The organism is Metabacillus niabensis (assembly GCF_020524345.1).
GTDB lineage: Bacteria > Bacillota > Bacilli > Bacillales > Bacillaceae > Metabacillus > Metabacillus niabensis_B.
Genome location: NZ_JAIVLH010000001.1, coordinates 288,737 through 310,446, shown reverse-complemented (window position 1 = coordinate 310,446; position 21,710 = coordinate 288,737). Strand labels below are relative to the sequence as shown.

Genomic DNA, 21,710 nt, shown 5'->3' with positions numbered 1-21,710 from the left:
TTTCGTTCGACAATGATTTCGCTCCCTCGTTTAACGCATTAAAGCTGATGCATATTAAAGGATTAAAACCTATCATTCTAGTATGGAACATGTGACTTGTATATCCCTCTGTATACTTTTTATTAAAATAATAATTGATATAATTTTCCTCTTAGTTCGACGATATAAAAAAAGCGATGGGTCGTAGTGGTTCTACTTCCCATCGCTTTTTATGATTCTTCATTATTCTTTTGTATTTTACGCAGAGTATTGACTCTTTCTTCATTTTCCTCGAAGTACTGAACTAAGTCTCCAATTCGGTCAATAGCATTCCAACTTAAATGATGTTCAATCCCTTCCACATCATCATAAATCTTATCTTGATCAACACCGATTATTTGAAGAAATTGCTCCAAAAGTTCATGTCGGTAAACTAAACGCTTACCTGTTTTCTTCCCTTTATTTGTTAATACGAGACCTCGATATTTTTCATATATGAGATATTCATCTTTATCAAGTTTTTGAACCATCTTTGTAACAGAGGAGGGATGTACAGCCAATGCTTCGGCTATATCTGAAACTCGAGCATATCCTTTGTCTTCAATAAGTAAATAAATCTGTTCTATATAATCTTCCATACTAGGTGTTGGCATGTTGGTCCCTCCATATTCGCCGAACTTTTTAACGACATCATTACAATTTTACATGAGTTTATTGTTCATGACAAGGTATGGTTGTATTGCAGGAAAGAAAAGGACCTGACAATGTCAGATCCTTCAAACTGATTACAGTCCACACTTTAATTGTGCGCCACAGCTCGTACATGTATTACAGCCGCCCAAATCTTCAACTGTACCTTCACGACAAACCGGGCAAGTATTACCAACTTCATTCCCAATTGTTACATCTGTTGAACGAAGATCATTAATTGTATCAACAAGAACAACTTTTCCTTTTTCTTTTGGTTCTACTTCTTCATTTTCATCAAATGTATTTTCTTCAGCTTTTAGTGTCAATACCTGCGTATCACGGCTACCGTCTACATAGACTGTACCGCCTTTTGCTCCACCTTTGTAAAGACGCTCATACACTTTTTCTACCTGATCAACAGTATATCCCTTTGGAGCATTAACTGTTTTACTAATAGAACTATCAATCCAACGTTGGATGACACATTGTACATCTGCATGTGCCTCAGGAGCTAATTCCATTGCGGATACAAACCATGACGGTAGGTTGTTTGCATCTGCTTCTGGATGTGAATCTAAATATTCCTGCACGATATCTGCCTTTACTTCGATAAATTTACCAAGTCTTCCACTACGGAAGTACGAGAATGAGAAGTAAGGTTCAAGTCCTGTTGCAACACCAACCATTGTCCCTGTCGATCCAGTAGGAGCAACAGTTAATAGATGTGAGTTACGAATTCCGTACTCTTTTACACCTTCTAAAATATCTGCAGGCATTTTTTGCATAAATCCTGTTTGTGTAAATGCTTCACGAAGGCGGTTTGTTTCACCATCTTCTTCTCCAACTAAGAACGGGAAGCTTCCTTTTTCCTTCGCTAATTCGATTGATGCACGGTATGCTGTGGTAGCAATTGTTTCAAAGACCTTATCAACTAATACATTTCCTTCTTCAGAACCATAGTTTGTTTCACAGTAAATAAGAAGATCATGTAAGCCCATTACACCTAGTCCAACACGGCGTTCGCCAAGTGCCTGGTGTTTGTTTTCAGGTAAGAAATATGGAGTTGCATCAATGACGTTATCCTGCATTCTCACGCCAACTTCAACTGTTTTACGAAGCTTATCAAAGTCAACTGTTTTTGTTTCTTTATTTGCCATTTCGGCAAGGTTTACTGCTGCTAAGTTACAGACAGAATATGGTGCAAGTGGTTGTTCCAGTAGTTTGTTATCCTATTGGCTTTTTATCCAATAGTTCTTACAGTTTTATTCCTGCAAGTTCAGCATACATTTTCATTACAAATTCTTTTCATAAACATAATTAATTCTTTTCTCCCACGATCTTCTCCAAAAACTGCTTTTGAAATTACTCTAAAGTCCTTTACATCAAATAATTGATGAATCTCCTCAATTAGAGATGCAATAGTTGTTTGAATTCTATTTAAAGGCGTAGCTAAAACTAGTTCCATATTATCGATTGACCACTTTATAATGTATTCTTTAATACCCTGATGCAAAATCTTTCGTTTCTCTACATACTGAGAAGTCGCATTTTTAATTACATTTTTTCCAGAGCATGTTCGGTTACAATATTTTTGTGAAGATGTCTTAATTACTTCAAATTCTTGTTTACACTCTTGACATTTCCTTTTCTCTCTCGGAACTCGAATATATCCCTTTTTAATACCACTCTTTTTTAATCCCTCAATCATCTTTTGTTTCGCGACAGAATCTGATTCCCAGAGCTTCCTAGTCCGTTCACCAATCTTCTTTTTAGCACTATCACTATGTTTAAGATTAAAATGTCCATTTAACTTTCCAATTGCTGCTTTATGGATAGTTGTGTGATCCGAATTTATCCATTCTGTTATTATTGAGGTTAAAGAAAAAGGTAATGTCTCGTATAAGTTCAAGAGTTGCTTGTATGAGATTATTTCACAATCGATATGATGTTCTTTTTTTATTACATCTAACGCCTTTTTAGCTTCAGTTATCGCTTTTTCATTCCTGGACTTTATTTATACTATTTTCTCAAGCTTTCCATCTTTATCGTAGAAGAAGAAATCAGGCTTGTATGTTTTGAATCCTACATCAAAATTAGTGTCTTCATAACTCCATGGTATATCATGATAATCAAGGTATTTTGCATAAGCATACTCATATGAGCTTCGAAGATAATGCTCACCATAAAAACCAGCATAACCTCTGTTCATGATTATCACCTCAATAACCTTCGTAATTGCCTGATATGTTTACAAATTTGTAATGCTGCGGCCTCGTGGATGGATTATATTCTCTTGTGAGGTTCACCATCTATGCGTTGCCCCTGACTTAGATTTTACCTTAGCCTTCGGTTCGGATTAGCATCTCAGCCTTCCCGCTTTATTCCGCAGTTTTTTACGTGAGGCAAACTAAGCCACTTTACCACACGGATTTGTTGCTACGACCTGTTGACCATATGCTTTAGCATTTGTCATGTCGTTTGCATTATCAATAAAGAAAATTCCCGGCTCTGCTGAATATGTTGCACAGATATTGACTAGGTTCCAAAGCTCTTTTGCTTTAATTTTACGGTACGTACGTACTTTATAGCCTTGCTTCTTCCATTCACGTACATCTCCAACCTTGTGCCAGTTTTCATTGTATTCAGTCATTTCCTTTTCATTATAGCTTTCTACATCAGGGAAACGAAGTTCATATTCAGCATCGTTTTCTACTGCATCCATAAAGTCTTTTGTTAACGTAACAGAAATATTCGCACCTGTTAAGAACTCAGAGTTGTGAACACTGTAAGTACCGCCAGTACGCAGCTTTAATTCAGCATCTTTTATGATTTTTTCACTAAATCCACCTGTTCCTGGAATTTGTTTGTAGTTAACTATTCCTTGGTACATATCAATTTCCTGTTGTGTAAGAGGTGTGAATTTTAATTTATCCTGTGCATATTTTTTAATCGCTTCATCATTAGTGTTTTCAATAAGGAAACGTAGAATTCTAGGGTTTTGCATTTTCGAAATAATGAACTCAATAATATCCGGATGCCAGTCGGCCAGCATGATCATTTGCGCTCCACGCCTTGAGCCACCTTGTTCAACTAGATGTGTTAGCTTCGCAATATCATCCAACCATGATACAGATCCTGATGATTTTCCGTTTACACCTTTTGCTAATGTGTTACGAGGGCGTAATGTTGACCCGTTCGTTCCTACACCGCCACCGCGACTCATGATCTCCATTACCTGTTTACGATGCTCAGAGATCCCTTCGCGTGAATCCTTCACAAATGGCATAACATAGCAGTTAAAATAGGTTACTTCTGTTCCAGCACCTGCACCATATAAAACACGTCCTGCCGGAATAAAGTTTAAGTTAACAAGCTCTTGATAAAACTTTTCAAACCATTCTTGACGTTTCTCTTCTGTTTTCTCAACCGATGCCAATCCTGTTGCATTACGCTTCGCGATTTGTTCGTAAAAGATTTCAAGTGGTTTTTCAATGACATCTAACGAGCGTTTTACGATCCCTGTCTCCACTTCCTCAGGTTTATCTAATGAGTGTCTATATTCTTCATCAACTAGCACATTTGCTGTTTTTGCTTCCCAATCAATACTTTTGATAAACCCAAGCCCTCTTGCCGGGAATTTAGGGTCTTCCTTGATCGTTAAAACAACAAAGTCTCCTTCAGATAACGTAATTTTTTCCGTGTCTTTAAATGTATAACGGTCAAGCATAACAAGTCTCGAAACACCTTTATGTGTTAATTTCATATCGTTAGTAATAGGATGAACCTGCGGAAATGCAGAAATATCTTTGTTAAGCTTCTCCACATCAACGCTCATCTTTTGCTCAGTAACAACTGTCATTGTAACAACTCCTCTATCTATCTTTCTTGTAAATCTCCTGATTTAATTTATCATATACAACCCTATAATTCAATATATAGTGTTTACTTTTTGACGAATAATACTATATATAGTTTTAAGGTCAACTATTTCTCTTTTTGTCAAATGGATAACTTATTAAAAAAAGAAGCTTTAAAGAGATTTATGATGGTTTCGACTCGTAAAAGGGGGATTTTGAAGAATTTTGTCACTTGCATCTGTTTGAATGTATTGAAATCCTTAGAAATCAACGTTTTTAAATTAGATCGATAAAAAATTTCTTTCGTCAAATTTCTACAAACACACCCTACTAGATGAAAATAGACGTAATCCTAAGATCACGTCCCTATCTTTTGAAATTCCATCCATCACTTTCATATTTATTTTTCGCAAGTTGATTTACATACTCTAGTTCTTCACCTGTTAACTTATAAGGCTCAAGGTCAATATCTAGACCTTTTTCAAAACCTTCCTTAAAAGCTTTTTTTGCTTCTGCAATAGTAACCGGCTCTTGTCTAAGACTATTCGTTGCAACGGCCTTGTTTTTAAAGGCCCTTTGCATTCTTTCTTTTACACGGTCGTTCGGATATTTAAATAGATCGAAAAGCATATCCTCATCTAGATCTAGTAATATCGATCCGTGTTGTAAGATAACCCCTTTTTGTCGGGTTTGTGCACTTCCTGCAACTTTACGCCCTTCGACAACAAGCTCATACCAGGAAGGAGCATCAAAGCACACAGCTGACCTAGGTGATTTAAGACCTGCTTTTTCTTCATCAGTACGAGGAATAGCGAAGTATGCTTCAAGACCGAGATTTTTAAACCCCTCCAAAACTCCTTCTGAAATAACCCGGTAAGCCTCTGTTACTGTCTTGGGCATTTCAGGGTGTTCCTCTGATACAATGACACTGTATGTAAGTTCTTGATCATGAAGAACTCCTCTGCCCCCTGTAGGTCTCCTAACGAAGCCTAAACCATATCTTTTCACTGCTTCTAAATCTATTTCTTTTTCAACTTTTTGAAAGTAACCGATTGAAAGTGTTGCTGGATTCCAGCCATAAAATCGAATGGTAGGCGGAATCTTGCCTTCGCTATGCCATTCTAAAAGCGCTTCGTCCAATGCCATATTAAATGCTGGAGAGCAGTTTCCAGAATCAATATATCTCCATACTTCTTTCGCCATGTTGTAACCCTCTTTGTTATTTTTTTTACATCCTAAGTCTAGCAGAAGTTTATTTGGAAGAAAATAATAATGCATACAACCTGATGACAATTTTCATAAGCTCTTATATAATAATAGAAGTCTGTATATGAGTTCTTATGAGCTTACAATGATATAACCTATAAAAAAGGGGTCGAGGATATTGACAACATCAACCATTTTACTAATCATCGTAGCAGTTGCCCTGATTGCCTACATTACGTTTAATTTTTTCTATCAACGAAAAATTATGAAGCAACTTACAGAAGAAGAATTTCGTGCAGGCTATCGTAAAGCACAATTAATCGATGTTCGTGAACCGAACGAGTTTGAAGGTGGACATATTTTAGGTGCTAGAAATATACCGCTTTCTCAGTTACGTCAACGCTACAAAGAAATCCGTCCTGACCAACCAGTTTACTTCTATTGCCAAAATACGGTACGAAGTGGCCGAGCTGCTCAAATGTTAAAGCGAAAAGGCTATAATAATCTTCATTGTCTTAAAGGCGGTTTTAAAGGATGGACAGGGAAAGTAAAGAAAAAATAACTAATTAATGTATACAGGAAGCAACTACAACCTCATCTTCTTTCATGTGGGTGAAATTGGGAGTTGCTTTTTCCTTTTCATGAATTCTTTTTTCTGTTCAAAATTTATAATATGTATCACATTTATCGACTTCAAAACCAAAAATAAGGTAAGATAAGAGATAGAAATAAAAATGTATTTGTTGTTGGAGGAATCAAGTCTTGATTATTGCCATAGTGTTTTTTCTATTGATGTCGTTCTTCTTATCCGGCAGTGAAACAGCACTTACTGCTGTAAACAAAATGAAATTAAAATCAAAAGCGGAAAACAATGATAAGAAATCACAAAAATTACTGAATTTTGTCTCAAAACCAGATGAAATTATCACAGGTATCTTAATCGGAAACAACATCGCCAACATCATGTTGCCAACCCTTGTTACAGTCATTGCAATTGAATATGGTATTAGTGTAGGTGTTGCTACAGGGATCTTAACGGTTGTGCTGATTATTTTTGCTGAAGTTTTACCAAAGTCTATCGCTGCCACTTTTGCGGACAAGATCGCGTATATGGTTTTCCCGGTTATTCGTATGATCATTTTCATTTTAAAACCATTAATTTTTCTCCTATCAAGGTTCACAAGAATGGTTATTAATATCCTCTCAAAAGAAGAAGGCAAAACCGCTTCAATCTCAAGAGAAGAACTGATTACAATGGTAAATATCGCTACATCTGAAGGAATCCTGCAAACAGATGAAACGAAACGGATTAAGGGTGCAATCGATTTTTATGATCTGGATGTTCGTGACGCACTAAAAGTACCAAGAACCGAAATACAAGGGATTGCATCAGGTTCTACCTATGAAGAAACGCGAGATATTGTATTAGAAGGTCGTCATACACGATATCCGGTATACAAAGAAAGCATGGATGAAATCATCGGTGTTCTGCATGCAAAATCATTGTTAAACTGGTCTTTAGAGCCACATAAAAAACTGGAAGATTTTATGGATGATGATCCGCTCTTTGTTTTTGAATTTCACTCGATCGAAACCGTATTCAAATTAATGTTAAAAAAGCAAAGACACTTAGCCATTGTTCTTGATGAATATGGTGGAACAAAAGGGATTATAAGCCATGAGGATATCATTGAGGCGATGATTGGCCAAGAAATTAAAGATGAAACAGATCAGGATGAAGAGATCCTAATTGAAGAAATAACAGAAGATCATATTATATGTAATGGAAAACTGGCATTAAGACGTTTAAATGAAGTTTTCAAAACGAAGATCCCTGAGCAGGAGGACATTGTGTCAGGATTTCTTCTAAAAGAATTAGGACGTTTTCCTGATGAAGGGGAATCCCACGATTATGAGAATCTGCACTTTATTATCATGAATGTTGAAGACAATAAGCTAAAACGAATTAAAATTGAGAAAAAGGTAGAAATGCCTGAATATACATAAAAAAGGGTCGCGATTTAAAGCGACCCTTCTCATTTATCTGGCAAAGCTTAATATTTGTTTTAAAAATCCTAATCCGGATTTATCTTGCTTCATTTTCTCTTGCTTGTATTGATGCTCTCTTACAAACGCCAAGAACCGCTCTTCACGCTCATCTGTTTTTCGTTGTGCTATTTCTCTTTCCTGATGAACTTCTTCTTTAAAAGACTCCCTATCCGCCTCAGCTGTCACTTCTAAACTTGTAATCATGTCTTGAAGATCTGAAAACTCAATCCGTGCTACCTCTGTTTGCAATTTAGCTGTTTCACTTATTTTCTCTGAAACGGATGAAATCACGTTTTTCTCAAGAGAATCAAGTCGATCCTCCATTTGGAAGACAGTCTGAACTTGTTTGGATTCAATAAATGAAGTAATTTTTGACAGAGTTGCTTTCAGCTCAGCAACTTCTGCCTGACCCAAGCTTTCTTGAATTGGTGAACTTACGGATTGCTGCTGCAGTAGTTGTTTAATCGTCTTATTATCTAAATTTCTATCTTTATATGCTTTAATTTTTTGAAAAAATTCAATGTTTTCTCCAGTAAATAACCGCATATTTCTTTCATCTCTTTTTATAGTGATAAGCTCACAAAAATCATCCTCCCACTGCTTTAACACAAATACTTTTTCGCCGATTAATGCGGCCGCTTTTGAAATTGTTATATATTTTGCTGCCAATCTAAACACCAACCTTTGTCTATTTTTCTTAATACTACTAGTTCTACTAATCATGTACTCAATTCCTCCCTCTCGACAAAGGTTCTAAAAAGTAGTCATAAAGTTTGCAGATTATTATTATTTCGGCATGAATTGTATGTTAAAGACAATGTACGACCGCTAAATACATTCTTTAGTAAACCAAAGCAAATGGAAAAATCAATTAAGGAAAATGAGTAAGTTCTGAAGTAATCAAGCAACATCCATGCAGCAACTTTTCAAATCAATAATGGAGATTGAACAGCTCTCAAAACGTCTGAATGAACATGCGCATAAATTATAATGACTTGAAAAACATGACAAAAAATGACCTACATTCGAGTAGGTCATTTTCACATTTATCGCTGATATTTTAAGATTGGCTTTCTCGCTGCAGTTGTTTCATCCAGTCTTTTTACGACAGTTGTATGTGGTGCTTCCTGTACTACTTCTGGTGTTTCTTCTGCTTCTTTTGCGATCTGAATCATTGCATCAACAAATGCATCAAGCGTTTCTTTTGATTCTGTTTCGGTTGGTTCGATCATGATACATTCCTCAACATTTAACGGGAAATAAATGGTTGGAGGATGGTAACCAAAGTCGAGTAATCTCTTTGCAATATCAAGTGTGCGAACACCTAATTTCTTCTGGTGTCTACCTGATAAAACAAACTCATGTTTACAATGCTGATTAAATGGAAGGTCATAATATGGTGCGAGACGGCGCATCATATAGTTCGCATTTAACACAGCAAATTCTGTTACCGCCTTTAAGCCGTCAGGTCCCATTGTACGGATGTACGTATATGCTCGAACATTGATCCCAAAGTTTCCGTAAAATGGCTTTACCCGACCGATTGATTGAGGACGGTTGTAATCAAAATGATAGCCTTCTTCTGTCTTTATTAATACCGGCTTCGGCAAGTATGGGATTAAATCAGCTTTTACACCAACCGGACCAGAACCAGGACCACCACCACCGTGAGGACCTGTAAATGTTTTATGAAGATTAAGGTGAACAACGTCAAATCCCATATCTCCTGGTCTTGCTTTACTTAAAACAGCATTTAAGTTAGCTCCATCATAATAAAGCTTACCACCGGCATCATGAACAATTTGGGCCATTTCTAAAATGTGCGCTTCAAATAATCCCAGCGTATTTGGGTTTGTTAACATTAATGCAGCCGTCTGATCATCAACTACACGGCGTAAATCCTCCAAATCCACTAATCCATTTTCATCTGACTTAACTGTAATTGTTTCAAAACCAGCTACCGTAGCAGATGCTGGATTGGTACCATGTGCTGAGTCAGGAACAATGACCTTTGTTCGTTTCGTATCATTGTTTGCTTCATGGTAGGCACGAATCATCATAAGACCAGTCCACTCCCCATGAGCACCTGCCGCAGGTTGAAGAGTAACTTCATCCATTCCCGTAATTTCTTTTAAATGCTCCTGTAGATCAAATAGCAACTCCATTGCTCCCTGTACTGTTGACTCGTCCTGTAGAGGGTGGATATGTGCAAGACCTGCAATTCGCGCAACATTTTCATTGATTTTAGGGTTATATTTCATCGTGCATGAACCTAATGGGTAAAAACCGGAATCAACTCCATGGTTCCGCTTCGATAAAGCTGTGTAGTGTCTCATAATATCCAGCTCTGACACTTCAGGGAGCAATGCCTCTTCTGTACGAATATAATCAGCAGGAATTAGTTCATCTAACGACAATTCATCGACTTCAAGCTCTGGTAAGCTATACCCAATACGTCCTTCTTTGCTTAATTCAAAGATTAATGCTTGATCTTGATTACTCATTGTCATCCCCCAATTCCTTCACAAGTGTGTCAATTTCGTCCTTTGTTCTCAGCTCTGTCACCGCAATCAGCATATGATTTTCAAGTTCAGGATCGACTTTCCCTAAATCAAATCCACCGATGATGCCCTTTTTTAAAAGCTGTTTGTTTACCTCTGAAACCGGTTTAGAAAGCTTTACAACAAACTCATTAAAAATTGGTTGATCAAATGGAATCTCTAAACCAGCTTTTAAACAGGCTCTTTTTGCATAGTTTGCTTTTTGGATATTTTGAATCGCCATTTCTTTAACACCTTGTTTCCCTAAGGCTGTCATAGCGACAGAGGCAGCAAGAGCATTTAACGCCTGATTTGAACATATATTAGAAGTCGCTTTATCTCGTCGAATATGCTGTTCACGTGCTTGAAGTGTTAAAACAAACCCGCGTTTTCCGTTTTCATCTGTTGTTTGACCGACAAGTCTGCCTGGAACTTTACGTAATAATTTCGTTGTTACAGCAAAATAACCGCAATGTGGCCCTCCAAATGCTGTAGGAATTCCAAATGGTTGTGCATCACCTGCAACAATATCAGCACCAAACGCTCCCGGAGGAGTTAATGCACCTAAAGCAAGAGGGTTTGATGAAACAATAAACATACTTTTGCCAGTATGTGCAACCGGCTCAATTTCTTTTAATGGCTCAATAGAACCAAAAAAGTTTGGATATTGAACTAAAACCGCTGCTACATCCTCATCCATTTCTTGCTTTAATGCTTCTATATCTGTTACACCGTTTTTAACAGGAATTTCGATCACTTCAATGTATTGACCTGCCGCATATGTCTTTACCACATCACGTGTTTCCGGATTAACAGCCTTCGAAATAATGACTTTCTTCTTTTTGGTTTGTCCTGCTGCAAGCATTGCTGCTTCAGCCAATGCTGTTCCTCCATCATACATAGATGAGTTCGCCACATCCATTCCGGTTAGCTCACAAATCATCGTTTGAAATTCAAAGATTGCCTGTAGTTCACCTTGAGAAATCTCAGGTTGATAAGGAGTATACGCCGTGTAAAATTCCGAGCGGGATATCACATGATCGACAATAATTGGCATGTAATGATCATAAACTCCTGCACCTAGGAATGAAGCATTCTTGCGTAAATCTTTATTTTTTGCTGCAAGTTGTGATAATTCTTTAAGGAGCTCTGTTTCAGATTTTGCTTGTTTAATCTTATACTCTCCCTTAAAACGAACACTCTCAGGAATATCCTGAAAAAGCTCATCTACTGATTGAACACCAATTACTTGAAGCATTTCCTGCTTGTCTTGATCTGTCATTGGTAGGTAACGATGATTCATAGCTAAAATCTCCTCTCAGATTCCATACGGATATATAAGTTAGCATAATTATTTGGATCTTTTATAAAAAGGTGTGGCAATCACTTTAGCCTTTAATCGTTTTTTCCTTATTTGCACTTCGATCTCTGTACCTAGTTGTGTAAATTCAGATTTTAGTAGAGCTAAACCAATATTCTTCTTTAAAGTCGGTGATTGAGTTCCTGTTGTGACAACACCTATTAATTCATCTTCTGCAAAAACCTCGTAGCCATGGCGTGGAATCCCTTTTTCCAACAACTCAATTCCAATTAACTTACGAGCTGTTCCCTTTTCCTTTTGCTTCATTAAAACGGCTTTTCCGTTAAACTCTGCTTCTTTGTTCGTTTTCACCGCAAATCCAATACCCGCTTCTATCGGTGTAATATCTTTTGATAGCTCTTGGCCATATAAAGGTAACGCTGCTTCAAATCGCAATGTATCTCTAGCACCAAGTCCACATGGTATAACTCCTTTATTTTTGCCTGCCTCAAGGATGTTTTTCCATAACGTCACAGCATTATTTGAATCACAATATAGCTCAAACCCATCCTCACCTGTATAACCTGTTCTTGAAATTAGCACATCAACACCGGCAACTTTTATACCATTCTTAAACTTAAAGAACTTGATCTCAGATAGGTCAGTATCAGTTAATGTTTGGAGAACATCTTCAGCAGCTGGCCCTTGCAGAGCAAGTAGTGCATATTCTTCTGATTTGTTTTCGATTGAGACATTTCCATTCTTATTGAATAGTAGCCACTCAAGATCTTTTTCGATGTTCGAAGCATTAATCACTAGTAAATAATCATTTTCAGCTTTTTTATAGATAAGTAAATCGTCCACTGTTCCACCATCTTCATAGCACATAGCTGTATATTGAGCGTCGCCAGCCTTAAGAAGAGACACATCATTTGTGACAACCTTTTGTAAAAAAGCTAAACTATCTTCACCTCGAACCTCGACCTCTCCCATATGGGATACGTCAAATAACCCTGCTTTTGTTCGAACTGCTTCATGTTCATCCTTAATAGAAGTAAATTGAACAGGTAAATCCCAGCCTCCAAAATCAATTGTCTTGGCACCATACTCTTTATAAAGATCGAATAAAGGTGTTCGATGTAGTTCTGACATGTGGACTACTCCTTCCGTTTTTAAAAAATGGCATCAAAAAAAGGACATAGCACTCCCAATTACATAATGGAAGTCTCTGTCCTTTTCACCTGAAAGTTTACCTTATGCATGCTAATAGATGTCTTGTAAAGAGACATCTACCACCCCATACGGCTTTCCCCTTTGGTAGTTTACGTGAACTCACGCAAACACTCTCCAGAGTCGCGTCAAATAAGAGTCTTTTTGCCTGAGAGATTCACACAATTGTTTGCTCCTTCGGCGCTATACTTTAGCTATAGTCTCTCCCCTTATTCTCATCCGCACATATTTTGTTTTTGTGTTGGTTATACTACTAAAACCTGAATTATGACATTTGACATTTTAAACATCAGCATTTTATACCGAATGAAAGCGTTAAGCTGACTGAAAGATATGAAAATGATGAACTTTCTTACTAACATCCTACCATGTGAGCAGACTTTCGACAATCATTTTTTATCTTAACATTAAAATTATTTTTAAGTTAAACGTTCGGTTTTTATCGATCAATTCATATTTTTATATTATTTTTCACATATTACAAGAAAAATCGTGAACATTCTAAATAAGTAATTATCACGAAAGGACTGTCTTTACAATGAATATAAAGACGAACTTCGATTCTTCCTGGCAGAATGGATTTCTAGAAAAATTAGACAATGATGGTCCATGGTCAAATTGGGAGTTGTATAAGCTTGCCTATGAAGTACAAACACACACACAAGTATCATCATTTGAAGGCTTACAAGCCCCTAAACACTTGCCACATTTTACACCTCTTCCTCATCAGTTGGAGGTAGCACAACGTGTCGTTGAACACATGAATGGAAAAGCGATCCTTGCTGATGAAGTCGGGTTAGGAAAAACAATTGAAGCAGGTCTCATTTTAAAAGAATATATGATTCGGGGATTGGTCAAAAAAGTACTCATTCTCGTCCCGGCATCACTTGTTTCCCAATGGGCCCGTGAATTAAATGAAAAATTCTTTATCCCTGCTGTAGAACAAAAGAAAAGCTATGTATGGGAAGCATGTGATGTTGTTGTTTCGTCTATTGATACAGCAAAAAGAAGCCCACATCGAGACATTGTCTATAACCAGAACTATGATTTAGTCATTATTGATGAGGCACACAAGCTAAAAAATAATAAAACAAAAAACTATGAATTTGTTCAAAATTTAAAGAAGAAATATTGTTTACTATTAACAGCAACCCCTGTTCAAAATAGAGTAGAAGAAATTTTTAATTTAGTATCTTTATTAAAGCCGGGTCATCTCGGAAACGAAGCGTATTTTTCAGATGTTTTTTCTGCGAAGGAACGTTCAATCGAAGACCATGAGCAATTACGCGAGCTCATTAATAAGGTTATGATTCGAAATCGACGCGGTGACACAGGTATTGATTGGCCAAAGCGCAATGTTGAAACAGTGCCGATCGAATTTTCTGAAACTGAACAACATCTTTATGACACAATCACTGCACTAAAGTCATCGTCTCAATATGCTGCAAACACCTTCTCCATCATGACCTTACAGCGAGAAGCCTGCAGTAGCCGCGAAGCAGTCTATATGACGCTAAAAAAAATGCTTGATCGGCCCGAGGAAGAGGAATCAGTCCTTCCTAATAATGTGATGAAAGAAATTATGATGGCCATTGACGGTGTTACTCAAAACTCAAAAGCATTGAAGGTAGTAGAGTTGATTAAGCAACTGGATGATAAAGTCATTATTTTCACTGAATACCGTGCAACACAATTTTATTTACAGTGGTTTCTTCAGCAGCATGGCATTACATCTGTCCCTTTTCGTGGGGGCTTTAAAAGAGGAAAAAAAGATTGGATGAAGGAACTCTTTAAAAATCGTGTTCAAGTACTGATTGCAACAGAAGCCGGTGGTGAAGGAATCAACCTTCAATTTTGTCATAATATTATCAATTATGATTTACCATGGAACCCAATGCGATTAGAACAACGAATTGGCCGTATCCACCGTTTAGGACAAGAACAAGACGTTAACATATACAATATGGCAACTAAAAACACGGTTGAAGAACATATATTAACTCTTTTATATGACAAAATACATTTATTTGAAAAAGTCATTGGTGACCTTGATGAAATTCTCACTCGATTAGAAATAAAAAACTTCGAAGAACATATACAAGACATTATGTATCACTCAAAAAATGACAGAGAAATGAAAATTAAAATGGAGAACTTAACATCAATTCTTGATTATGCTCAAGCTTCACAAGAACAACGTAAAGCAGCAAGCGGAGATAAGTAGAAAGGCGGCTAAAGTATGCAACAAGAGCAAATTCATCACTTTTTAGAAAGTTTTTTCACATCCAACTCCTGTGAAGTTCTTGAAAACAAAGAAGGATATATAACTGTACAACTTACAATTGAAATGGATAAGCTATTAATGAACAGACCTTTTTACTGGCATTACCTTGAAAAAACAAACGGGGTCCCAAACCCAATGAAGCTTACGCTCATCACAGACCAGAATCGTGCACCAAAAGACCTAAAAGGTGAGGTTATGCACTTTGGAGCCCCTCGCCTTCACCAAATTTTTCATGCGACAAAAGAGCTAGGAAGCTATATTAGACTTTTTGAGTACGTCAAACCACATGGAGGAAATGTTCCCCTCCACCCCTGGATCGGAGTCAATATCATGGTTTCCTATCAATGTGATATGAAAAAAGATCAACTCTATTCCATCGGGTTACACTTAGTAAGTGGAGTGCTAGTCGAAAATTTCCAAGAAAAACTTGAAAAATTGGAGTTAACACCAAAAATTCCAGACCTTTGCTTTACCATGACACCTCTCATAAAGCCACAAAGCGGGTTAAAACGGATTGAACAATTCATATTACAAGATATACACAATCACGATCATACCTGGGCAGACAAAGCGCGGGAAAGATGGAACAAAGATTTAGAACTATTAAATCATTTTTACGAAGATCTTGAAGAAAAACCCGAATGCTACGAAGTTGAAAAACAAGCATTACAAGAGTTGTATGAACCACAAATCCATATTTCCATTCAAAATGGCGGCATCTTTTATTTGACTCCTGAAGGAATGTTGAACTCCTAAGTAATGATACAAATTACTTAGGAGAAACACAAATGATGAAAATGGAATTTTCGTTCGACAAATTTAATTTTTATCATTTCTTTTCTTTATTAATTTTTTGTAAATTTCATGTAAGAAAAACATATAAAAACTATACTTCCCACTTACGTTTGTAAATTCATTGTAAAAATTACAGATAAATGAAAAAAATTTATTTCGTCGACAAAGTTCTGCAGACATTGATAACAGTTCTCTTTTATAATAAACATTGTCAATAGTTAAATAGTTATACATAAATAAAGGACAATAGAAATATAATATTAACAATTGATGCCAACTTAATCAGTACAAAGGCAAACCTATTGAAAAGTAGGGACGCAAAGTCACGGGTCTTCAGGTTGACAACTAAGACGGCTGGGCTGCCTGAAATACAGATTAGTATTTTAGGAGGAAAAAAATAATGGGAATAATTAAAGGAATCACACACGATGGGCAGCTAGATCAAGAATGGGTTGAGCTCATATTAGAGGCACTTGAACTAGGAATCAGTGTAGAAGAGATTAAAGAGTTCTTATCCAAAAAGTCAGATGCTGTTTTAAAATCATCATAATAGTATTAAGTAATTGTAAATTTTTTTGTTTTTGTGTTCTGCATATAAAACAAACCCTTCTTTATATGTTATAATGGCTTCATTAAGGAAGGTGACTTGACGTGATTGGTCCGAGAATAAAAAAATATCGCACACAAAAAAATCTATCACTGTCTGAACTAGCAGAACGAGCAGGAGTCGCAAAATCCTACCTAAGTTCGATTGAGCGAAATCTCCAGTCAAATCCTTCTGTGCAATTTCTAGAAAAAGTCTCATCTGTTCTTGGTGTATCAGTAAACACTCTTCTAAATGAACAAAACGAAACCGACCCAGAAGAGCTCGATTTAGAATGGACAAAACTGGTCCAAGATGCAATGAAATCAGGTGTATCTAAGGAGCAGTTTAGAGAGTTTTTGGAATTTAATAAGTGGAGATTACAGAATGAGAATGATAAATAAAGCATGATCGGCGGCTTGATGGCTGCTGGTTGTGCTTTTTGTTTTTAGCCTGATTATCCTTGTGTAATTATCAAATCCTATAGACAGCTATTTTCAAATTAATAACGAAATGAAAACCCAGTATGCGTGCATAAACATTACAATTGTATAAAGAGTAGCACCGACCAATGAGAAAAAACCAAGTATTTTACTTGTAGTGATATTCGTATAACAAAGAATCAATACTAAAAAAACGGAAAGTGAATATTTTATAGAAGAAAATAAGCAGAGTTGTGTTCATATAGTAAACTCATAGCTGGATTTCCTTCATCAATGAAATTTAACTTTAAACCAATATATGTTATTGTACCATCGACCATATTTAATATTGCAAGGTAAAAACAAACAAGTCTTGTCATAACCTACCATCTCACTCATATAGTAATGATGTTAATATTTATCATTTCTTTCTTAGAGTAATTACATTTATCTCCGGAGTATTTAAAAAACGGAATTTTAGGAATGGTATTGCATTACTACTCCCTAAGCCAGCACTAACATATTGTTTTGTACCATTGTATTCCCACAATCCTTTTACTCGATCTTGAGGTGGAAATAGCCCATTATTAGCATAGTATGGTTCGGGTATAAATAAGGCACCGACAAATGGAACTCTAATTTGCCCACCATGATAATGTCCTGCTATCATTAAATCATTCTTGCTAAAATATGAATGTGGGTCTTGGTTTAACTGGTCAATTCTTTTATCTACTATTGGATAGTGATTCAATATGACAAAAAGATCATCCTTTTCAAGCTTAGCGAACTGACTAGTAGTATCAGGATTAGATATATCAAAATGCCCAAAATAAATGGAGGTATTTCCTTTTTCAATTGTATATACTGAATCTAATAAGTGTACTCCTCGGTCCTCCATCCCCAAAAGGAATGTGTTCTTTGAAATAGATTTATCAGGATTAACAACATAAGGAATTGGGTCGGTATTACCAGGAACAAATAGAATATGTTCTTTATTATCAATACTATCTAGCAACTCATAAGTTGGAGAGTAATTTTCACTATCACTATTACTTAAGAGATCACCAGTTAGCGCGATAACATCATAATTAATAGAATTTATTTTTCTTATGAGTGTTTCTTGTTTCGAGCCAAATGTCTTTTCATGCAGATCAGATATTTGAAGGATTTTAAAACCGTCAAATTCCCGTGGTAAATCATCAATTTTGATTACTTGTTCGACAATCTTTATTCTATTATTATCCCAAAAGGTATAAATAACGATCAAAAAACATAGACCCAGAACCAAAATTAGAAATAACCTCCCCTTTCCCATAAAGCCTCCTTAATTTGTACACCTACTGTAGTTTTTGTTAGTGTGAAAGTTTTTATAAACTAGCTTCGATTTGACTTTCCAATAGATGTCCAAGTATACCTTGCTTATCCTTAGCTAATCTCCCAAACTCACCGTTTTGAATAACTGAACCTTTATCAAGAACAACTACTTGATCAGCATTCCTTATTGTTGACAATCGATGTGCGATTACGACAATGGTCATTCTTCCTTTTAACTTATCCAGTGCGTGTTGGATTTTAGCTTCATTTTCTGTATCAAGTGCGCTTGTTGCTTCATCTAATACAAGCATCGAAGGTTTGCGTAAAATGGCTCTTGCTAAAACGATCCTTTGTCGTTCTCCTCCAGAAAGTCGGATACCTCTATCCCCAATAATCGTATCTAACCCATTAGGTAACTCACGTACAAACTCAGCAGCTGAAGAAAATTCTAATGCATCCCACATTTGTTCTTCTGAGGCATTGGGTTCAACAAGTTCCAAATTTTCTTTTATACTTATATTAAATAAAAAAGGTTCCTGTGGAACATAGCTAATTGACTTACGAAAAGATGGGATATTCTTTTGCGATAAAAGGATCCCATCTAATAAAACTTTGCCTCTCTCAGGCTGATTTAAGCCCATTAACATGTCAATCAGTGTACTCTTCCCTGCACCAGAACGACCTACAAAAGCTGTCATTTTATTAGCAGGTATAACAATATTTATGTTGTTTAAGGCATATCCAGTTGATTGATTACTTTCATAACGGAAAAATACATCTTCCAGTTCTATTTGTCGGTTAATATGTAGGGGTTTATTTTCTATTCCTAGTTGAAATTCTCTAGATTTCTTACATTCTTCTTGAAAATTTTTCAATGCTTTAAAGGCAGGTAATATAGTTGCAATTTGTTCAAGTGACCCTTGAATTCCTGCAACTCTTGGCCAAAGTCTAGAAAAAATCACGATAATCAACATTAATTGGCTTGCCTGTGCATGAAATGCGCTTAGAGCAATGAAAATAAATAAGGCAATTAAAACAGCCGAAGCGACTTTATAATTCATTTGTGAAATGGTTTTTAATTTTGTATATTCAATCTGCTCGTCTTGCATCCCTTTCGTAATTTTTTTAAACCATTCCATACGGGATTTTTCTAATGAATTACTCTTAATATCTTTTATCCCGTTTATTTGGTCCGTTATTCCAGCTAAATATTCTCTACCCATCGTGTAATTTTTTTGTCCCAATTCTACAGATTTCTTTAAGAATTTTCTATTAAAGAGGATTAATACAAGCCCACTTAACAAAACAAACATTGTTATACTTGAGGATAACCAAAGGGCAATCCCTATCTGGATAACTGTAAAGACTAAGGAAGTCATAAATTGTAAGAATGAATGTGTACCTGCACTTGAACGGGCAATTTCAGCAGTTAAAAAATTAATAAGATCTGATTTTCGATTCTTTATAAAGAAATTCCAATTTGCATGAAGGAGAGCTTCGTAAGTTTCAATTCGAATATGTCGGAAAAAGCCATGTTGAATTTTAGTATTCCGAATCGTAATGGATCTTTGTAGTACATTTTGTCCAACAACAATTAAAACATAAATGACTAAAATGACTGGCAAACCTATATTACTAGGAATATTATTTAAAAATGAGAATACGTTTGAAAGCATCTCATTCGCTTCAATTTCTACGATTCCGCTCATACTAATCATCGGGATGAGCAGTAAGATACCTGCACCATCTAGTAAACTTATAAACATCATGGCAAACAGATTTATATATAAAACCTTCCCTGCATAATGGTGGATTTGTTTTAAGAAGTATATTAAATCTGACATTTCCTTCCTCCTAAGGTAACGCGTGTTTCCTTACTCTCCTCCAAGCCCAAATAAATGGTCGTAGAGGGAAATATAAAAAATGAAGTTTTTTTGGTAGTGGTAATGCATCGGCATCCTCAGGCAATGGGTGTAATATGCTTAACGTATACCATATCTTTTGTTTAAAAGACATTAATGAAAATAAATGACGTGAATGATAGCGAAATACCTCTTCAGGTACGGGATCTGTATGTAAATTAACCATTTTTTCAAAATAAAAAATGGCCTCTTGTGCTAGTTTTTGAGAATGTTTATTAGCTAGTATAGGCATCATTTCCGCTGAAATATTTGAACCCAATAACTCTGAAGTTAAAGCAAGTGCCTGAGCTCCTGCTTTGTGAAATTGATAGATTTTTAATAATTCATTTACTTTTTTCCAATTAACCTGTTGTTCTGTCAACTGATGAATATCAAGTAACCACCTTAGACGCGACCACCCATGTCTAGCCCCATGTGAAACGAGGAATAAGAAAAGGTCCTCTTTTCCAAGGAAATAAACTGGATAATTTGTTAATTCACTTTTTAGTTTTCGATTCCACAATTGATCAAATTTAGGTTCAACTCCAGGTCCGGGATTTAGTCTCCAATGTATTTCTGCTTTCATCCGTTTTAAAGGATGAAAATATGTAACATGGTGATGTCTCCATCTCCAATCATTTAAAACTGTTTCAATGTAGTCAACTTTCTCATACCCTTGTTTTATTAAAATGGCTTCTGCCTTTTCAAGGTCTTCAATTGAAACCAGAAAATCTAAATCGCTGGATGTACGAAGTGAAACATCACCATAAAGATCATGAGCTATAACAGGTCCCTTTAAGAATAGAAGACGAATGTTATCCTCTGTATAAAGCTTACTTATCCGTTCCATCTCTGAACTTAAATAAAGCATGTTAAATGTGTTTCTTTTATATTGAACTGAAAGATGATTCATTACTTTCGTTGGTATTATTCCTTTGTCTAAATGGATTAAAATTGAATGTAGTACAGGATATACACGGTGATGCATTGATTGCTCAATAAAATGATCCCAATCAATGCCCATAAAAAGGTCTCTATTAACAGTATTTTTCTTTATTATCTCAAGGATCACTTTAAGTTCTTCAGGAACATTCGCTAGATTAAGGTGAACTTGATTTTGCATGGTGCTTTCCCCCAGTTTTTTTGGCAAATTTCCCTACAACTGTAAACTTTTCCATTCCTTCAAATCCAGTAATATAATAAGGTCCACTTCGCAGCCAAGCATGTGCAATCATCTCACCGGATTCATCTCTAGCTGTCCCTAAGTATAGGGTACTTTCAATATTTCGTTTCTCTAACATTTTCATCGCGGCAATCGCTTTTACAAGACATTGACTTTCCCAAAATGTATAACGGCTCATCATATGAATAGCCTGGGAAATACTTGATAATACTCTTTTATTTGATAATGTTTGCTCAAACGACGTTTCTTTCATATGCTCCCCTAAAGAGGGTGCTATTTTTGCAAATGAAATGCTTTTCAAATAGCGTCCAATCGCTAAATAGAAATAAGCTTCAACCAAGAGTAACTTCATCTTCCAATCCATTTTTAGAAAGATC

The 21,710-nt window shown here is 36.0% G+C and carries 19 protein-coding genes, 2 pseudogenes and 2 riboswitches; of the genes and pseudogenes, 6 read left to right on the top strand and 15 right to left on the bottom strand.

What is annotated here, in order from left to right:
- Nucleotides 1-209: 209 nt before the first annotated feature.
- The 6 genes and pseudogenes from mntR to LC095_RS01565 all read right to left on the bottom strand — a co-directional run bounded on the left by mntR (nucleotide 210) and on the right by LC095_RS01565 (nucleotide 5,729).
- Nucleotides 210-632, bottom strand: coding sequence for a transcriptional regulator MntR (gene mntR, locus LC095_RS01590; protein ID WP_026558828.1), 423 nt, complete (start codon nucleotides 630-632; stop codon nucleotides 210-212).
- A 132-nt stretch (nucleotides 633-764) separates the two neighbouring features.
- A pseudogene (locus LC095_RS01585) lies at nucleotides 765-1,883 on the bottom strand (hypothetical protein); the annotation flags it as partial.
- A gap of 62 nt (nucleotides 1,884-1,945) precedes the next feature.
- Nucleotides 1,946-2,578 (bottom strand): restriction endonuclease, encoded by a 633-nt coding sequence (locus LC095_RS01580; protein WP_226526501.1) that lies wholly within the window; start codon nucleotides 2,576-2,578, stop codon nucleotides 1,946-1,948.
- A gap of 105 nt (nucleotides 2,579-2,683) precedes the next feature.
- Entirely contained in the window at nucleotides 2,684-2,878 is a 195-nt protein-coding gene (locus LC095_RS01575; protein ID WP_226526500.1) for a hypothetical protein, read from the bottom strand.
- Nucleotides 2,879-3,085: 207 nt separating this feature from the next.
- Nucleotides 3,086-4,528, bottom strand: a pseudogene (locus LC095_RS01570) (vitamin B12-dependent ribonucleotide reductase); the annotation flags it as partial.
- Nucleotides 4,529-4,892: 364 nt separating this feature from the next.
- On the bottom strand, nucleotides 4,893-5,729 hold the full coding sequence (locus tag LC095_RS01565) for a biotin/lipoate A/B protein ligase family protein (RefSeq protein ID WP_226526499.1): 837 nt from the start codon (nucleotides 5,727-5,729) through the stop codon (nucleotides 4,893-4,895).
- Between the two features lie 181 nt (nucleotides 5,730-5,910).
- On the opposite strand from LC095_RS01565, the gene LC095_RS01560 reads away from it, so the two are divergent.
- Nucleotides 5,911-6,294: a rhodanese-like domain-containing protein gene (locus LC095_RS01560; RefSeq protein WP_216774345.1), complete on the top strand. Its 384-nt coding sequence runs from the start codon at nucleotides 5,911-5,913 to the stop codon at nucleotides 6,292-6,294.
- 200 nt (nucleotides 6,295-6,494) lie between these two features.
- Nucleotides 6,495-7,739 carry a CNNM domain-containing protein gene (locus LC095_RS01555; RefSeq protein ID WP_226526498.1) on the top strand — a complete coding sequence of 415 codons (1,245 nt, stop codon included), beginning with the start codon at nucleotides 6,495-6,497 and terminating at the stop codon, nucleotides 7,737-7,739.
- 33 nt (nucleotides 7,740-7,772) lie between these two features.
- Here LC095_RS01555 and LC095_RS01550 read toward each other — a convergent pair whose 3' ends face one another.
- The 4 genes from LC095_RS01550 to gcvT all read right to left on the bottom strand — a co-directional run bounded on the left by LC095_RS01550 (nucleotide 7,773) and on the right by gcvT (nucleotide 12,773).
- Complete coding sequence (locus LC095_RS01550; RefSeq protein WP_226526497.1) at nucleotides 7,773-8,504, bottom strand: MerR family transcriptional regulator; 732 nt, start codon at nucleotides 8,502-8,504, stop codon at nucleotides 7,773-7,775.
- A 323-nt stretch (nucleotides 8,505-8,827) separates the two neighbouring features.
- Nucleotides 8,828-10,285, bottom strand: coding sequence for an aminomethyl-transferring glycine dehydrogenase subunit GcvPB (gcvPB, locus tag LC095_RS01545; protein WP_226526496.1), 1,458 nt, complete (start codon nucleotides 10,283-10,285; stop codon nucleotides 8,828-8,830).
- A complete protein-coding gene (gcvPA, locus tag LC095_RS01540) occupies nucleotides 10,278-11,624 on the bottom strand; it encodes an aminomethyl-transferring glycine dehydrogenase subunit GcvPA (protein WP_226526495.1) in 1,347 nt (448 codons plus the stop codon). The genes gcvPB and gcvPA overlap by 8 nt, the downstream gene beginning before the upstream one ends.
- A gap of 48 nt (nucleotides 11,625-11,672) precedes the next feature.
- Nucleotides 11,673-12,773, bottom strand: coding sequence for a glycine cleavage system aminomethyltransferase GcvT (gcvT, locus tag LC095_RS01535; protein WP_226526494.1), 1,101 nt, complete (start codon nucleotides 12,771-12,773; stop codon nucleotides 11,673-11,675).
- Between the two features lie 204 nt (nucleotides 12,774-12,977).
- Nucleotides 12,978-13,070: riboswitch (glycine riboswitch) on the bottom strand.
- Nucleotides 13,071-13,389: 319 nt separating this feature from the next.
- Here gcvT and LC095_RS01530 point away from each other — a divergent pair.
- The 4 genes from LC095_RS01530 (at nucleotide 13,390) to LC095_RS01515 (ending at nucleotide 16,917) form a co-directional block, all read left to right on the top strand.
- The gene (locus LC095_RS01530) at nucleotides 13,390-15,075 is read left to right on the top strand and encodes a DEAD/DEAH box helicase (RefSeq protein ID WP_226526493.1); all 1,686 of its coding nucleotides are present in this window, start codon (nucleotides 13,390-13,392) and stop codon (nucleotides 15,073-15,075) included.
- 15 nt (nucleotides 15,076-15,090) lie between these two features.
- A complete protein-coding gene (locus LC095_RS01525; RefSeq protein ID WP_226526492.1) occupies nucleotides 15,091-15,891 on the top strand; it encodes a YqhG family protein in 801 nt (266 codons plus the stop codon).
- A 321-nt stretch (nucleotides 15,892-16,212) separates the two neighbouring features.
- A riboswitch (cyclic di-GMP riboswitch) is annotated at nucleotides 16,213-16,297 on the top strand.
- A gap of 33 nt (nucleotides 16,298-16,330) precedes the next feature.
- The gene (locus LC095_RS01520) at nucleotides 16,331-16,480 is read left to right on the top strand and encodes an anti-repressor SinI family protein (RefSeq protein WP_226526491.1); all 150 of its coding nucleotides are present in this window, start codon (nucleotides 16,331-16,333) and stop codon (nucleotides 16,478-16,480) included.
- Nucleotides 16,481-16,581: 101 nt separating this feature from the next.
- Complete coding sequence (locus tag LC095_RS01515) at nucleotides 16,582-16,917, top strand: helix-turn-helix domain-containing protein (RefSeq protein WP_226526490.1); 336 nt, start codon at nucleotides 16,582-16,584, stop codon at nucleotides 16,915-16,917.
- Nucleotides 16,918-17,165: 248 nt separating this feature from the next.
- Here the strand turns inward: LC095_RS01515 and LC095_RS27215 are convergent, their stop codons facing one another.
- The 5 genes from LC095_RS27215 to LC095_RS01490 all read right to left on the bottom strand — a co-directional run bounded on the left by LC095_RS27215 (nucleotide 17,166) and on the right by LC095_RS01490 (nucleotide 21,697).
- Entirely contained in the window at nucleotides 17,166-17,276 is a 111-nt protein-coding gene (locus LC095_RS27215) for a DUF5658 family protein (RefSeq protein ID WP_226526731.1), read from the bottom strand.
- 80 nt (nucleotides 17,277-17,356) lie between these two features.
- Entirely contained in the window at nucleotides 17,357-18,250 is an 894-nt protein-coding gene (locus tag LC095_RS01505; protein ID WP_226526489.1) for a metallophosphoesterase, read from the bottom strand.
- Between the two features lie 52 nt (nucleotides 18,251-18,302).
- A complete protein-coding gene (locus LC095_RS01500) occupies nucleotides 18,303-20,093 on the bottom strand; it encodes an ABC transporter ATP-binding protein (RefSeq protein WP_226526488.1) in 1,791 nt (596 codons plus the stop codon).
- 10 nt (nucleotides 20,094-20,103) lie between these two features.
- Nucleotides 20,104-21,273, bottom strand: coding sequence for a nucleotidyltransferase family protein (locus LC095_RS01495; protein ID WP_226526487.1), 1,170 nt, complete (start codon nucleotides 21,271-21,273; stop codon nucleotides 20,104-20,106).
- Complete coding sequence (locus LC095_RS01490; RefSeq protein WP_051475379.1) at nucleotides 21,251-21,697, bottom strand: lasso peptide biosynthesis B2 protein; 447 nt, start codon at nucleotides 21,695-21,697, stop codon at nucleotides 21,251-21,253. The genes LC095_RS01495 and LC095_RS01490 overlap by 23 nt, the downstream gene beginning before the upstream one ends.
- Between the last annotated feature and the right edge of the window lie 13 nt (nucleotides 21,698-21,710).